The organism is Rhodococcus pyridinivorans, from assembly GCF_900105195.1.
GTDB classification, from domain to species: Bacteria; Actinomycetota; Actinomycetes; order Mycobacteriales; family Mycobacteriaceae; genus Rhodococcus; species Rhodococcus pyridinivorans.
On record NZ_FNRX01000002.1, the window covers coordinates 4,307,966 to 4,322,502 of the forward strand.

The following is a 14,537-nucleotide window of genomic DNA, read 5'->3' on the forward strand; positions in this document are numbered from 1 at the left end:
CGGGATTTCCGGTCGTCACAATCGTTTCCGCTCGATCCGGCCAGGACATGCATCAGGCCCGCCTCGAATGACGAGGCGGGCCTGATGGTGTCTCGGATCCCCTGGGGGACGGGAGATCGAATCAGATCACGGTGATACCGGTGGCCTGGGGACCCTCGGCACCCTGGCCGATCTCGAAGCGCACGCGCTGGTTCTCGTCGAGGCTGCGGTAGCCGCCCGACTGGATCTCCGAGTAGTGCGGATCAAAGAACTAGCGGGCGACGGACAGGGCGATGCCGTCGAGGATGTCGTGCTCGCTCACGACCAGCTCGGTGATGCCGGCTCGGCGGCCGAGTTCCTCGGCGAGGACCGTGGTGATGATCGAGCCGCCGCCGATGACGTCGACGCGGCCGGGATGCATCGGGCCGAGCGCCGCGCGCTTCTCGCGGGTCGCGGCGACGAGACCGTCGCACACCTCGCGCAGGCGGTCGAACGGCACCGACGACAAGTGGATCTTCTCGGAGTCGTACTCGTCGAGTTCGAGGGCGAGCGCGGCGAGGGTGGTCATGGTGCCCGCGACACCCACCCAGGTGTGGGCCTGCTCGACCGGCACCCGCTCGAGCGCTTCGCGGATCTTGTCCGCCGCGACCTCCCGTGCCGCAGCGACCTGCGCGGCGGTCGGCGGGTCGTCGTGCAGGCACCGTTCGGTCAGCCGGACGCAGCCGATGTCGGTGGAGTAGGCGGCGTGCACACCGTCGGCGTCGCCGAGCACGACCTCGGTGGATCCGCCACCGAGATCGACGACGACGAAAGGCCCACGCGCGGAGTCGAGTTCGCCGACCGCACCAGCGAAGGACAGACGCGCCTCCTCGTCGCCGGTGATGACCTCTGCCTCGGCTCCGGGGATCACGGCACCGAGCACCTCGCGGGTCATCGCGAAGAAGTCCTCACGGTTGCTCGCGTCGCGCGTGGCCGAGGTGGCAACCATGCGAACGGCGGTGGCGCCGGTCTCGCGGATCAGGTCGGCGTACTCCACCAGCGCGACCCGCGTGCGTTCGATCGCCTCGGGGGCGAGACGACCGGTGGCGTCGACGCCCTGCCCGAGCCGCACGACCTTCATGAGGCGGGTGACGTCGGTGAGGGTACCGTCCTTCGCGATGTCGGCGATCAGAAGGCGGATGGAGTTGGTGCCGCAGTCGATTCCCGCGACCCTCACTGTTTTTCTCCACGAAGCTCGGCGTAGGTGGGCCAGTCGGCGGGGATCGCCGTGCCACGCAGACCGGCGTCGGCGGCGAGGGCTACGGATTCGTCGCCGAGCGGGTTGACGCCCGGTCCCTTCGCGAGCGAATGGGCGATCAGCACGTGCAGACACTTGACGCGTTCGGGCATGCCGCCGCCGGTGAAGTCGGTGCCGAGCGACTCGATCGCGTCGCGTTCGGCCAGGTACGACTCGTGGGCGCGCAGGTAGCCCGCAGCAAGTTCCTCGTCGGTGCCGAGGCGCTCGGTCATCTCCTTCATGACCCCGGCGGATTCCTGCCGGCTCGCTTCGGCTGTGAGGCGCGGGTCGGTGAGGTAGTACAGCGTCGGGAAGGGCGTGCCGTCGGGCAGCTTGGGCGCGGTCTTCACCACTCCGGGCGCACCGTCGGGGCAACGGTAGGCGATGGCCAGGACGCCGCGGGGTTCGCGCCCGAGCTGGGCGGCGACGGCGTCGAGGTCTTCTTGCGTGACGTGATCGGTCACCCGGGGACATCTCCTGGTTCTGGGGGTGCCACAGGCATCTGCTGGGGCACGGGTTCGGGCTCGGGTTCGGGTGCCGGTTCGGACACCGACAACCACAGGTCGCTGTACCAGGCGCCGGTCGTCGGCCGCTCGGGTTCGCGTTCCTCACGTTCGGGCGGGGCGTCGCCCGGCAGTTGCACCTGGTAGGGAATGTCGCCGGGGACGACGAACCGCAGTCGCTCGCGGGCCTGGGCGCGGACCCAGGCCGGGTCCTCCATGCGGGCCTTCTGTTCCTCGAGGGCCGCGATCTCCTGTTCGAGCTGCACGCGTTCGGCGGCGAGCTGCTCGGCTTCGGAACGCTGGCTCACGTAGGTGCGCAGCGGCACCGCGAGGGTGAGCGCGAGACCACACACGACGAGGGCGAGCACCACGGCGCGGCCGGTGGACAGGCCCAGGACGGTGCGTTCGGTGCGGGGGCGGCGGGAGTCGCGGGGCGCGCCGACCCGGGTGGGGCGGGCTCGCCCCGAACCACCGGGGCGGCCGCGACCGGGCGACGAATGAACGGGGTCCTCGCGGCCGGCCGGCCGCGCACCCGCGTTCTCGGCCGAGTGTTCGGCCGGCGCGGTAGATCCCGTGGGCCGGACCCGGCTCGGACGCCGGACGCCGGACACACCCTCGGTGCGGGTGCGCCTCGCTCCGGGACGGGATCTACCGCGCTGACTCATGCCGGCGATCAGCCCTCGACGGAGAACCGCGGGAAGGCGAGCTCGCCGGCGTAGCGAGCGACGTCGCCGAGGGACTCCTCGATGCGCAGCAGCTGGTTGTACTTGGCGACACGCTCGGAGCGGGCGGGCGCGCCGGTCTTGATCTGTCCGCTGCCGACGGCGACGGCGAGATCGGCGATGGTGGTGTCCTCGGTCTCGCCGGAGCGGTGGCTCATCATCGTCTTGTAGCCGTTGCGGTGCGCGAGGTCGACGGCGTCGAGGGTCTCGGTGAGGGTGCCGATCTGGTTGACCTTCACGAGCAGCGCGTTCGCGGCGCCCTTGACGATGCCGTCCTCGAGGCGCTCGGGGTTGGTGACGAACAGGTCGTCGCCGACGAGCTGGATCCTGTCGCCGATCTCCTCGGTGAGCGCGACCCAGCCCTCCCAGTCGTCCTCGCTGAGCGGATCTTCGATGGAGACCAGCGGGTACTGGCCGAGCAGCTCGGCGTAGAAGGCGCCCATCTCGGCGGCCGTCCGGTTCTGGCCCTCGAACTTGTAGCCGGTGCCCTCGGTGTAGAACTCGGTGGCCGCGACGTCCAGTGCGAGCGCGACATCGCTGCCCAGCTTCAGACCGGTCTTACCGATGGCCTCGCTGATCAGGTCGAGCGCGGCCTTGGTGCCCGCGACGTCGGGGGCGAAGCCGCCCTCGTCGCCGAGGCCGGTGGCCAAGCCCTTGCTCTTGAGCACGGACTTGAGAGAGTGGTAGACCTCGGCACCCCAGCGGAGGGATTCCTTGAAGGTCGGGGCGCCGATCGGGGCGACCATGAACTCCTGGACGTCGACGCCCGTGTCGGCGTGGGCGCCACCGTTGAGGATGTTCATCATCGGAACGGGAAGGATGTGGGCGTTCGGGCCTCCGACGTAACGGAACAGCTCGAGTCCGGACGACTCCGCACCGGCCTTCGCCACGGCGAGCGACGCGCCGAGTAGGGCGTTCGCGCCGAGGCGGCCCTTGTCGGGGGTGCCGTCGGCGTCGAGGAGGGCCTGGTCGACGGTGCGCTGCTCGGTGGCGTCGAGGCCGATGATGGCCGGGCCGATCTCGGCGAGGACGGCCTCGACGGCCTTCTCGACGCCCTTGCCGAGGTAACGGTCGCCGCCGTCACGCAGCTCGACGGCCTCGTGCTCGCCGGTGGAGGCGCCCGACGGCACTGCAGCGCGGGCGAAACTTCCGTCCTCGAGCAGCACTTCGACCTCGACCGTGGGGTTGCCACGGGAGTCGAGGATTTCGCGGGCTCCTACCTGCTCAATGATGGCCACTGGCTGATTCTCCTTCGATGGACTGTCACGCTGCGGTGTCTGCACGCTGGGGACAGCCTAACGGTCGCGACCTGCGTGTGAGGTACAGGCGCGCTCGAGGCCCGGCGCGGTACTGTCTACGGCCGCACTCCCACGCCGTAGGCAGCGGCGCGGTCGCGGACGAGCATCAGGTATTCGGTGGAGCGGTTGTAAGCCATCAGGGCGTTCGTCCAGCCCTCCGCGGTGGTCAGGTCGCCTCCGCGGTCGCACAGATAGCGGCCTGCGGTCAGGGCCGCGTCGTCGATGTTGTCGGGGTGGGCGATGCCGTCGCCGTTCGCGTCGACGCCCCACCGTTCCCAGGTCTCGGGGATGAACTGCATCGGCCCGACCGCCCGGTCGAGCACCGGGTCGCCGTCGAGGCGGCCACCGTCGGTGTCGCGGATCTCGGCGTTGCCCCGGGTGCCGTCGAGCGGGACACCCCGGATGGGCGGTGAGACGCTGCCGTCGGATCCGAGGGAGGCGCCGCCGAACCGTCCGTGGCTGCTCTCCACGTTGCCGATGCCGGCGAGGGTCGTCCACGACAGGCCGCAGTCGGGGGTGCCGACGGCCAGGACGGCCGCCGCGTGCCCGTACGCCTCGAGTGCGGTGGTGGGGATGCCCAGTTCGCGGGACTGTGATTCGGCCCAGTCGGCGAGCTGTGCTGCTGTGCGGCCGGGACCGTTCACGTCGATGGGCGGAACGGGCAGACCGGGTGCCGGCGGGACGCCGTCGGGGATCTCGACCGACGGTCGCCGGGGTGAGTGCAGAGCGGACTCGACCGCCACGAAGACGACGGCGACGAGCGCACTGAGCAGGACCACCGGCCACAGCCAGCGTCGGGGTTCTCGATCGGACGGCACCCCTCCATATTCCATACGGGACGAAAACCCCAAGTAGACGCACCGGCGCCGACGATCCCGCCTGATCGTCGGCGCCGGCCTCGGAGGGTGGAATCCGCGAGGGGTCGGACTCCACCGCTGTTTCGGCAACGATGTCCCTCAATACGCGCCGTCCCCGCTGAGGACCGCCCGGATGGTGCGACGCAGGATCGACAGGTCGAGCATGAAGGTCCAGTTCTCGACGTACCGCAGATCGGCCCGTACCGACTCGTCCCAGGACAGATTGCTGCGTCCGCTGACCTGCCACAGTCCCGTCACACCCGGTTTGACGAACAACCGCCGCGCCGCGCCGTCCTGTCCGTACCGGGCGACCTCGCATTCGAGCGGTGGGCGCGGGCCGACGAGCGACATGTCGCCCTTGACCACGTTGAACAGTTGCGGCAGTTCGTCGAGCGAGTACCGCCGGATGAAGCGGCCGACCCTGGTGACCCGCGGGTCCTCGCGGACCTTGAACAGCACTCCGGCACCGATGTCGTGATCGGCGATGTCGTCCTTGTGCTCGTCGGCGCCGACGACCATGCTGCGAAACTTGTACATCGTGAACGGGGTTCCGCCGCGTCCCACCCGTTGCTGACGGAAGAGGATCGGTCCTCTGCTGCCGACCTTGATCGCGACCGCGACGGCGAGCAGTGCCGGCGCGATCACCATCAGGATCAGCACCGCGAGGACCCGATCGAAGACGTTCTTCACGATCCAGGCCGGGCCGCTGTAGCTGGGGGCGCTCATCTGCAACAGGGGCAGCCCCTCGAGCGGGGAGATGTGCAGGCGCGGGCCGACGACGTCCATGAGCACGGGGGCGATGAGGAGCTCGGCACCGATCTTCTCGAGGTCCCAGCTGAGTCTGCGTGTCCGCGCGTGCGGCCACCGACCGGAGGGCAGGAGTGCGACGGCCTCGAAGTTGTGCTGCTCGGCGACGGCCAGGACGATCTCGTCGGTGCCGAGGACGGGGATGTCGTCGATGGCCACCGGCAGGGAGTCGGCGCCGCGGTCGACGGCGAGGCAGATGCCGTCGACCCGCCATCCGGCGCGTCGGAGGCAGTCGGCCCGGGAGACCAGCTCGTGCACCTCCTCCACGTCTCCGGCCACGAGCACCGAGTGCAGATATCGACCCTCGGTGCGGGCCTTCGAGAGGTGACGGCGGAGCAGCGTCCGCCCCAGCAGGGTGAGCACGAGAGCGATCAGCAGCGAGCCGAACGTCCAGGACTGACCGGCCGAGGTGCCCCATCCGTATCCGGCGACGGCCAGGGCGGCGACGGCGAAGACGTATCCGCGGACGACCCTCCGGTACTCCTCTGTGCCGGTTCCGAGAATTCTTTCGTCCCAGGCCTTCTGGATTCCGAGGGAGACGATCGCCGCAGTCATCGAGGCGCCGATGAGAACGGGGGTGCGCCACGAGTCGATCTGGTCGAAGGAGTGGTATCCGACCGTGACGACCACGTGGGCGATCACGAGCACGAACAGGTCGAAGCCGGTCACCACCGATCTGTAGCGGCGCTCGGTTCTCGGCCGGCGTACCGGTGGAGGAACGGACGCGACCTGCGAGCCCACGGGGAGCACGATGGTCGATCCGATCTTCCGTGCCCCGTTCGGTCCTGACCCGGCCTTCGTCGTCGGTGCGTCACGGTCGGAATCCGTGTCGAGAACCGTCGCGAAGTCGTTCTCACGCTTGTACATTCAAGGTCACCCCAGTCCGGAGTCACGGTTACCCCGACTCCCAAACCGTACCTTGAGATTGTTTTTCACGCAATAACAGACTTCTAGCATCTTCAGTGGGTCAGTCGGCTCTTCACGGTCTTCGTCGCCGCCCACGTGTCCATGTTCCACGGCAACCGCACACTCCCGGCCTGAAGCATCCACCGGAGCCGGTCCGGCGTGGTCGGCCTGCTCAACAGAAATCCTTGCGCCCGTGTGCAACCCAGATCCAGCAACTGCTTCACCGTACCGACGGTCTCGACACCCTCGGCGACCACCTGCAGACCGAACGACGAGGCCAGCCCCACGATGGAATCGACGATGACCCGGTCTTCCTCGCTGTGCTCGAGATTCTGCACGAAACCCTTGTCGATCTTGAGTGTGTCGACGGGAAGGGCCTTGAGATGCCCGAGCGAGCTGTACCCGGTCCCGAAATCGTCGATCGCGACCCAGACCCCCAGGCGCTCGAGCCGGCGGAGGGTGTCCTTCGTGCGCTGAAGGTCTCCGACGACCACGTTCTCGGTGATCTCGAGGCACAGCTCCGACCCCACGAGGCCGTGGCGGTGGAGGACCGATCTCACTGTGGCGTCGAAATCCATCGACACCAGCTGGACGGGAGAGACGTTGACACTCATCGTGATCCGCAGGTCGGGGATTTTCCGTTTCCACTCCGCGAGCTGCGCACAGGCCCGTGTGACGACCCACTCCCCCAGTTCCCCGGCGAGATTGGTGGCCTCGGCGACTTCGACGAATTCTCCCGGCTGGAGCACCCCCAGCGGCGACCGGTTCCATCGGACGAGCGCTTCGACGCCGAGGATCGTCCCGGTCCGCAGGTCGATCTCGGGCTGGTACTCCAGTGTCAGATGTTCGTCGTCGATCGACGTCCGGAGGTTCATCTCGATGATGGTGCGGCGCTTGCCCTTCTCGTTCATGTCCTCGGTGAACACACCCACACCGTTGCCGCCCTGCCGCTTGGCCACCATCATCGCCTGATCGGCGCGACTGAGCAGGGTCGCCGAACTCAGCTCCCCCGGCGTCCCGAGCGCGACACCCACGCTGACGCCGCGCCCGACGGTCCGGTTGCCGAGCGCGACGGACGCTCCCACCGCGTCCTGGTACACCTCGGCCCGTTCCATCGCCTCCTCCATCGACGACGGGCCGGCCAGCACCACGACGAATTCGTCGCCGCCGAGCCGGGCGACGAGGTCGTCGGGTCGGCTGCCCTTCGCAAGACGGTCCGCGATCCTGCAGAGATACGAGTCGGCCGCGTCGTGACCGAGGAAGTCGTTCAACGCCTTGAGGCGGTCGAGGTCGAGGAACAGCAACCCGACGGGCCCCTCGGCGCCCGGTTCGAGCCGTTTGTCGAGATATTCGAACAGAGCGCGCCGGCTCGCGAGTCCGGTGAGGGCGTCCTCGTAGGCGGCGCGCCGCAGGTCCTCTTCCGCGCGGACACGTGCCTGCACCTGCGCGAGCAGGACCGCGATCAATGTCAACGCGTTGACCTCGTCCTCGCTCCACGGCCGGCCACCCTCGTTCACGAACCCCAGTACGCCGGTCGTGATCTGCCCGGACACGAGCGGCACGGCCACCATGGATACCTCCGACCATCCCGACGCGGCGAACACCCGCTCGGTGTAGTCGGGCGACTCCACGACCGGATACGACGCCCCACCGGCACCCGCCAGGAGTGGCTCCTTCAGATGCTCGACAGCGGCGAAGACGGGATCCGCATCGCGGAAGTAGACGACACCGATCGGATCGGGGTCGGGCACGTTCTCCCGGGTAGGCCACTCGGCGACCAGGATCGTCGCCCCGATCTCGTGGTCGTTGTACCTCAGGAAGCAGGTGTCGACCCCGAGATCGTCGACGAGATCCCGGAGCACGAGACGCACCACCTCGAGGTGCGACGCAGCGTCCGCGGGCATCAGCCGAGCGGCGATCCTGGTGACCAGGCTTTCCAGCGTTCTTCTCGTACCGGGCATGAGGCCTCCGTCGTCAGCCTCGAGCAGGGATGAGTCCGTCGACGTCGCCGGCGTGGCGCACGCGGTCGTTACGGCGCCGGCTGCGCATCGTCGCCGCCGAGGCACGGCCGAAGCGCAGCAGCAGGGCGAGGCCTCCGCCCGCGGGAACCTCCAGGACGGCAGCCAGCTCCTGCCGGAGCACGTCGAGATCGTCGACATGCTCCGGGCTCAGGTGCTCGAGATCGCTCCGCGTATCGGCGTACAGGAAGACCGGCGACACGGGCTGGACGGCCAGACCGACCTCCTGCGCCGCGATCCAGACGCTCTCGACCACCGCACCGCCCCGGATGTAGTCCGCGGGCGACCGGCCCTCGGTGAACACCGCGACGAGCCCGGCACTGCCGAGCACGCGGTCGCGGGTCATCCTGCCGAGTCCCCTTCCGAGTCCCCATTCCTCGAGCAGGTCGAGGGCGTCGTCGCGCAGGACGACGTCGAGCATTGCCGCCTCCGCGGTGTCGAGCCCGAGCGAGTCCACTTCGATCCCGCTGTCGGGATCGGGGTCGTCCGGCCACCTCAGCTCGGCGACCATCTCGCTGCGGAGCCGGCCGTCGAGATACCGCACGCGGTCCGATTCCGTGAGGATCTCTGCAAGGCGGGCGATGTCGTCGCTCTCGGTGACGACCTCGATACGTCCGCCGAGGAGCCGGGCGGCCGCGTGCATCGCCTCGAGTTCGTCGTCCGTGACGGTGTGGGGGTCACCGGGTGAGCGGTTGGTCGCGCGCGCAAGCATGCCCGAGTGGTACGCCGCGAGATCCGGATCGGTGTCGCTCCCCAGCTCCAGGTGGGCCAGCGGGACACCCGGCTCCGGTTCGCCGGGAGGGTCGAGCACCGTGGCGGGACCCAGGATCTTGTGGTTTGCCGCGGCCACCCGCGCGTTGTGCAGGGCCGCGCCGAGCGCGACGAGACTCCCGCGCCGGTGCAGGTCCATCAGGACGGGTTCCGGTTCGGGTGCCAGCGCGAACGTCAAACAGTCCGGTTCGACGACGATCGACCACGGTTGGGCGTTACCGCCGGAGGGTGCCCGGATCGCGGCGTCGATCACGGCCTCCAGTGGATCCTGCGGCGTCTCCCCGTCCGGAGAGGCGCCCGCAGGCACCCCAGGGGCCGCAGAAGGCATGTCGGGTGCCTCGGAGTGCACAGAAGGCACGTCGGGTGCCGCGGAGTGCACAGAAGGCACGTCGAGCGCGTCGAGGTGCCGGTCGAGATCGATCCGGACCCGTCCCGACGCGATCGGGTGACCGAGGACGATCCCGCGCACCGCCGCGGACACGGTCACGCCGCCGAGGCCGACGTCGGCTCCGAGTTGCGGCCAGGTCTCCAGGGATTCACCGACCTCGAGCATGGAGGCCGCCATGCGCGCGGAGATCTCCTCCGGGTCGAGCAGACACAGCACGTACGGGACCTTGTCGCGGGTGGAGAGGGTCTGCAGCGTTTCGGGGTCGATATCGCCGAGCAGACCGTGGAAGGGCAGCAGGTCGCCGTCGAGATCGAACCGTTCGACATCGAGCAGTCCTCGATCGCTGGTGTGCATCACGACGGGGAGCCGTCGCCGCGCCGCTTCCGTCCGGATCAGCAGCTTCACGTCGAGCGAATCGCATTCGTCGACCACCACGTCGAGGTCCCGGCAGAACGCCCCCACCGTGTCGGGGGTGACGCCGTCGGTCCATACCTCGACGGGCAGGTAGGGGTCGAGTTCGGCGATCCGCCGTGCCGCGATCACGGCCTTGTTCACGCCGAGGTCCGTGACCGATACGGGCAATCGGTTCATGTTGGACAGTTCGAGCTCATCGAAATCGGCGAGACGTAGTGCGCCGCAGGCCCCCTCGAGGGCGAGGGTGTAGGCGACGGCGTAGCCGACGCTCAGTCCGACGACGCCCACCTTCGCGGACCGCAGGCGTGCCTGTTCTTCGGCGGTGATCTTGTTGCGATTGCGGTCGAGCCGGAGTCGGTCGAATCCGGCCGGGCCGAGGATCCGGACCGCGATGCGGCTCCAGGGATAGTAGGCCCATCGCGGGGCCTCATCCGGGAGGTCGTCATCGAGAGCGGCGAGGCCTGCTCGTTGGTCGTCCAGTCGATCCCGTAGGTCCACGCCGTCGCGACGCAGCCGATCCAGGACGTCCATGTCCGCTTCGAGGTCCTCGGCGAGTAGCAACGCCGCGCACGGTATGTCCTCCGAGGGCATCACATCTCCCCACCCGATCCCTTCAGGTCGCCCCTTTCCAGCGAGCGTAGAGCAAGCAGGGAGGACATATACGTGAAACCGGGCGCCGCATCGGAGGCGAGGAGCTTCTCGAGTTCGCGGCTCCGCCGCTCCGACCTGCACCGCTCGACGTCCCACACGATCAGGTGCGTCCGGTAGCGGTCGTCCGGATAGGGGCAGGGCGGGATCTCGTCGACGATCTCCGCTCCCACCTCCTGCCAGCGGGCCACCGCTGTGCTCGCCGAGGTGGCCACGAGGTAGCGCGTGCCGAGCAGTTCCATCGAATAGGTCAGTGTGCGTGCCACGCCCGCGCTGAGTTCGTGCCGGCGCACCGCACCGGAGCCCACCCACGTGCTCTTCACCTCGATGAGGCCGTGGGGGACGTAGGCGTCGAGTATCCGCGCGATCCTCGCCCGGATGCCGGGATCGGTCCATTCCCGGAAGGCGTGCGACTCGCGTCCGCTGCCGTACGGCCCCTGGGCGCGGGAGCCTCCTTGGACGACACCGTCCGTCGTCACGGCGGCGAAGAACAAGGATGTGGACGTCCCGTCACGGATCGATGCGTATTCGAGAGCGCCCTCGGCGCCGAAACGGCGGTAGGCGGCGCGGGCGCCGTCGAGGAACTGCACCCACAGGTCCGGCTCGCCTTGCGGCGTGGCGGCGACGAAGTGATATCCCGAGTCCTCGTCCCAGAAGTCGAGCGTGCGGCGCATGAAGAGCGGCTGGGGATACACGGGCGGCCCTTTCCGCCCGCGATCCGCCGAACGCCCCCCGACGAGGTCGCGCTCGGCGAACCGGGGCATGCTCAGATCACGGAGATGTACAACTCGGGTTCGCCCCGTTCCGGGATGACCGCCACCTCCTGGGTGTAGGCGCGCGTGATCGCGCCTTCCTTCTCGGCCATCTCCACCTGCCGCCAGAGATCCTTGTAGAGATCGGGCGACGGGCCGTCGGGGACGAAACGCGCGGCGTACCGCTCGTCGACCCGGATCATCGAGTCGCCGACCTCCAGATCGTCCGGATTGCCGAGGCGGTATCCGAAGACCGCGGACCAGCCGACGCGGGGTTGGCAGTTGAACACCGCCACGAGATCGCGAATCTTCCGCAGCCGCAACCGTTCCAGGGTGAAATCGGTCAGATCGCCCGATTCTCCGAAAACTCCCGGTTCCGCTCCCGGGACCACGAGTCCGCCGACGAGGCAAGGTTCCACCTTCACGACCGTGAACGTCATCGTTCCTCCTCCTGCCTCGGGTCGACGATCGCGACGTAGAGTTCGATTCCGAAGGCGTGCGGGTAGGTCTCGAAATCGCCGGTGAAGGCGCGGGTGATCTCACCCTCCGCTTCGGCGTCCCAGATCTGGCGCCACAGGTCGTCGAAGACGTCCGTGAATCGACTTCCCACCGCGGAGAACTTCGCGTAGGTGCCGGCCGGAACACGGGATACGACATACCCCTCGGGGACGTCGTCGACCGACGAGCAGCAGAACCCCACGGTCTGCGTGTAGTACGAATCTATGTCTTCCGCGTGATCGGTGTAGGTGGCCGCGAACGGACCGTAGGTTTCCCCGTTCAGCAGGGCAGCCCATGCCTCTTCGAGGTGCGGATCTCGGAGTTGGCCGAGAGCTCGGCGGGGACTACGAACCGGAATACCGGCAACGAGGGTTTCGCGGCGATCCACGATTTGAAACGACATCGGGCAGTTCCTCCAAACACGTCCAGCTTCCCCCTGCATCGCGTGCACTGCCCGACACCGGCACAACGACTACGAATATGAGGCTAGGGGGTGAGACGGCAGGTTTCCAGCCAACACGAAAACCAAACTAAAGTCTTTTTTCAGCTTGTTTCCCTTCTTTGAGTATGGTTTATTGGGGGCATCGAGTTCGGGCGCCGGCCCGGACACGCTTCTTCCAGCGAGGGGGCACCCGCATGAAGTGCCGACTGTGCAATTCGGACCGCCTGACCAGCATCCTGGACCTCGGAGCCACTCCCCCGTGCGAACGATTCCTCACGGCCGAGCAGCTCGACCTCCCGGAATGCACCTACCCGCTCCACCTGCGCCTGTGCGAGGACTGCCTGCTGCTGCAGATACCCGCGCTGATCACTCCGGAGGACACCTTCACCGAGTACGCGTACTACTCCTCGTACTCGCAGTCGTGGGTCGACCACGCCCGGCGCTTCGTGCGCGACGCGCTCGGAAACGGGCGGTTGCGACCCGATTCGACCCTCGTCGAGGTGGCGAGCAACGACGGTTACCTGCTCCGTCACGCGGTGGATGCCGGCATCCGGTGCCTCGGCATCGAACCTTCGGTCAACGTCGGGGAGGCGGCCCGGGCCGCCGGTGTGCCGACCCACACCGGATTCCTCGATGTCGAACTCGCAGAAAGCATCCGGTCGGAACACGGACCCGCGGACCTCGTCGTCGCCAACAACGTCTACGCCCACGTACCCGATCTCGTCGGATTCACGCGGGCACTGCGTCTGCTCATGGCCGACGACGGCTGGCTGAGCATCGAGGTCCACCACGCCCTGAACCTGGTGGCGCTCGGCCAGTTCGACACGATCTACCACGAGCACTTCCAGTACTACACGGTGCTGTCGGCCGCCCGGGCCCTCGCGTCGGGAGGACTCCGGGTCGTCGACGTCGAACTGCTCGACACCCACGGTGGTTCGATCCGCGTATGGGCACGACCCGAGCAGGTCGCGCAGAACCGGACGCCGCGCGTCGCAGAGGTCATCGAGATCGAAAGGCGCGCAGGACTGCACGATCCCACCGGTTACTTCCGGCTCGAACCGCTCGCGCGTACCTCCCGCCTGGAGCTGTTGCGCTTCCTCCTGCAGTGCCGCGAGGACGGTCTGTCGGTGGTCGGCTACGGTGCACCCGGCAAGGGAAACACCCTGCTGAACTACTGCGGAATCCGACCGGACCTGTTGTCCTACACCGTCGACCGGAATCCGTACAAGCACGGACGCTTCACCCCGGGGACCCGGATCCCCATCGAGCCCGTCGAGCGGATCGCCCAGGACCGGCCGGACATCGTCCTCGCACTGCCCTGGAACCTCGAACCCGAGCTGACCCGCCAGCTCGCCTACATCGTGGACTGGGGCGGACATCTCGTCTTCCCCCTCCCCACCATCCACACGGCCATCGGTGAACCCGAACTGTCCTGGAGGACCACATCATGAAGGTTGTACTGTTCTGCGGCGGTTACGGCATGCGCATGCGCAACGATCGCAACGACCAGATCCCCAAGCCCATGCAGATGGTCGGTCCGCGCCCCATCCTGTGGCACATCATGCGCTACTACGCGCACTTCGGGCACAAGGAGTTCATCCTCTGCCTCGGCTACGGCGCATCCAAGATCAAGGAGTTCTTCCTCGACTACCACGAGGAACAGTCCAACGACTTCGTCCTGCACGGCAACCGGGTCGACTGCCTCAGCACCGACATCAGCGACTGGAAGATCACCTTCGTCGACACCGGACTCGAATCGGCGATCGGCGAACGCCTGCGCCGCGTCCGCCGATATCTCGACGGCGACGAGCACTTCCTCGCGAACTACGCGGACGTGCTGACCGATGCCCCGCTCGACGACATGATCGAGGCGTTCCACACGTCCGGGGCCACGGCCTCCATGCTCGTCGTGCCCCCGCAGTCGTCCTTCCACTGCGTCGACGTCGCGGAGAACGGCGAGATCAAGGAGATCACCCCGGTCAGCAACTTCCCCATCTGGGAGAACGGCGGATACTTCGTCCTGAACCAGGCGATCTTCGACCTGTTGCCACCCGGCGGCGACCTCGTCGCCGACGTGTGCGGACCGCTCGCAGGCCAGGGGAAACTGTTCGGCTATCGCCACTTCGGGTTCTGGAAACCGGCCGACACCTTCAAGGAACGCGCCGAACTCGACGACAACTTCGCACGCGGTATCCATCCGTGGACGGTGTGGGAGACACCGGCGGTGACCTCGTGAACCTCATGACCGCCGACGATCC

13 protein-coding genes and 1 pseudogene are annotated in these 14,537 nt (G+C 68.0%); 2 read left to right on the forward strand and 12 right to left on the reverse strand.

All coding sequences use genetic code 11. The features are described 5' to 3' along the window. Positions 1-121 precede the first annotated feature (121 nt). From BLV31_RS20375 to BLV31_RS20430, 12 genes and pseudogenes are all read right to left on the reverse strand, one after another. A pseudogene (locus BLV31_RS20375) lies at positions 122-238 on the reverse strand (cold shock domain-containing protein); the annotation flags it as partial. A 12-nt stretch (positions 239-250) separates the two neighbouring features. After that, entirely contained in the window at positions 251-1,195 is a 945-nt protein-coding gene (locus BLV31_RS20380) for a Ppx/GppA phosphatase family protein (protein WP_064062138.1), read from the reverse strand. After that, positions 1,192-1,719, reverse strand: a complete 528-nt coding sequence (locus BLV31_RS20385; RefSeq protein ID WP_064062139.1) for a DUF501 domain-containing protein — start codon at positions 1,717-1,719, stop codon at positions 1,192-1,194. Before BLV31_RS20385 ends, BLV31_RS20380 begins: the two co-directional genes overlap by 4 nt. Beyond that, positions 1,716-2,423 carry an FtsB family cell division protein gene (locus BLV31_RS20390; protein WP_072740582.1) on the reverse strand — a complete coding sequence of 236 codons (708 nt, stop codon included), beginning with the start codon at positions 2,421-2,423 and terminating at the stop codon, positions 1,716-1,718. The genes BLV31_RS20385 and BLV31_RS20390 overlap by 4 nt, the downstream gene beginning before the upstream one ends. Positions 2,424-2,431: 8 nt before the next feature. After that, on the reverse strand, positions 2,432-3,718 hold the full coding sequence (gene eno / locus BLV31_RS20395; RefSeq protein ID WP_024103250.1) for a phosphopyruvate hydratase: 1,287 nt from the start codon (positions 3,716-3,718) through the stop codon (positions 2,432-2,434). A 116-nt stretch (positions 3,719-3,834) separates the two neighbouring features. Next, positions 3,835-4,557 (reverse strand): lytic transglycosylase domain-containing protein, encoded by a 723-nt coding sequence (locus BLV31_RS20400; protein ID WP_037216300.1) that lies wholly within the window; start codon positions 4,555-4,557, stop codon positions 3,835-3,837. A gap of 177 nt (positions 4,558-4,734) precedes the next feature. Beyond that, positions 4,735-6,309, reverse strand: a complete 1,575-nt coding sequence (locus tag BLV31_RS20405) for a sugar transferase (RefSeq protein ID WP_064060599.1) — start codon at positions 6,307-6,309, stop codon at positions 4,735-4,737. Between the two features lie 92 nt (positions 6,310-6,401). After that, a complete protein-coding gene (locus tag BLV31_RS20410; protein WP_064060598.1) occupies positions 6,402-8,309 on the reverse strand; it encodes a putative bifunctional diguanylate cyclase/phosphodiesterase in 1,908 nt (635 codons plus the stop codon). Between the two features lie 13 nt (positions 8,310-8,322). After that, positions 8,323-10,530: an Rv1355c family protein gene (locus BLV31_RS20415; RefSeq protein WP_064060602.1), complete on the reverse strand. Its 2,208-nt coding sequence runs from the start codon at positions 10,528-10,530 to the stop codon at positions 8,323-8,325. Further along, a complete protein-coding gene (locus tag BLV31_RS20420; protein ID WP_174556321.1) occupies positions 10,530-11,282 on the reverse strand; it encodes a hypothetical protein in 753 nt (250 codons plus the stop codon). The genes BLV31_RS20415 and BLV31_RS20420 overlap by 1 nt, the downstream gene beginning before the upstream one ends. A 71-nt stretch (positions 11,283-11,353) precedes the next feature. Next, on the reverse strand, positions 11,354-11,779 hold the full coding sequence (locus BLV31_RS20425) for a hypothetical protein (RefSeq protein WP_064060597.1): 426 nt from the start codon (positions 11,777-11,779) through the stop codon (positions 11,354-11,356). Next, positions 11,776-12,240, reverse strand: a complete 465-nt coding sequence (locus tag BLV31_RS20430) for a GyrI-like domain-containing protein (RefSeq protein ID WP_064060596.1) — start codon at positions 12,238-12,240, stop codon at positions 11,776-11,778. Before BLV31_RS20430 ends, BLV31_RS20425 begins: the two co-directional genes overlap by 4 nt. Positions 12,241-12,473: 233 nt before the next feature. Between BLV31_RS20430 and BLV31_RS20435 the strand changes: the two genes are divergently transcribed. Beyond that, positions 12,474-13,730 carry a class I SAM-dependent methyltransferase gene (locus BLV31_RS20435; protein ID WP_064060595.1) on the forward strand — a complete coding sequence of 419 codons (1,257 nt, stop codon included), beginning with the start codon at positions 12,474-12,476 and terminating at the stop codon, positions 13,728-13,730. Further along, positions 13,727-14,515, forward strand: a complete 789-nt coding sequence (locus BLV31_RS20440; protein ID WP_033098266.1) for a glycosyltransferase family protein — start codon at positions 13,727-13,729, stop codon at positions 14,513-14,515. The genes BLV31_RS20435 and BLV31_RS20440 overlap by 4 nt, the downstream gene beginning before the upstream one ends. The last annotated feature ends 22 nt before the right edge of the window (positions 14,516-14,537 follow it).

What these genes read in the sequence shown, in the direction of transcription:
- BLV31_RS20390 (WP_072740582.1), bottom strand. Translation starts at nt 2,423, where the DNA reads ATGAGTCAGCGCGGTAGATCCCGTCCCGGAGCGAGGCGCACCCGCACC.
- BLV31_RS20405 (WP_064060599.1), bottom strand. Translation starts at nt 6,309, where the DNA reads ATGTACAAGCGTGAGAACGACTTCGCGACGGTTCTCGACACGGATTCC.
- BLV31_RS20410 (WP_064060598.1), bottom strand. Translation starts at nt 8,309, where the DNA reads ATGCCCGGTACGAGAAGAACGCTGGAAAGCCTGGTCACCAGGATCGCC.
- BLV31_RS20415 (WP_064060602.1), bottom strand. Translation starts at nt 10,530, where the DNA reads ATGCCCTCGGAGGACATACCGTGCGCGGCGTTGCTACTCGCCGAGGAC.
- BLV31_RS20425 (WP_064060597.1), bottom strand. Translation starts at nt 11,779, where the DNA reads ATGACGTTCACGGTCGTGAAGGTGGAACCTTGCCTCGTCGGCGGACTC.
- BLV31_RS20430 (WP_064060596.1), bottom strand. Translation starts at nt 12,240, where the DNA reads ATGTCGTTTCAAATCGTGGATCGCCGCGAAACCCTCGTTGCCGGTATT.
- BLV31_RS20435 (WP_064060595.1), top strand. Translation starts at nt 12,474, where the DNA reads ATGAAGTGCCGACTGTGCAATTCGGACCGCCTGACCAGCATCCTGGAC.
- BLV31_RS20440 (WP_033098266.1), top strand. Translation starts at nt 13,727, where the DNA reads ATGAAGGTTGTACTGTTCTGCGGCGGTTACGGCATGCGCATGCGCAAC.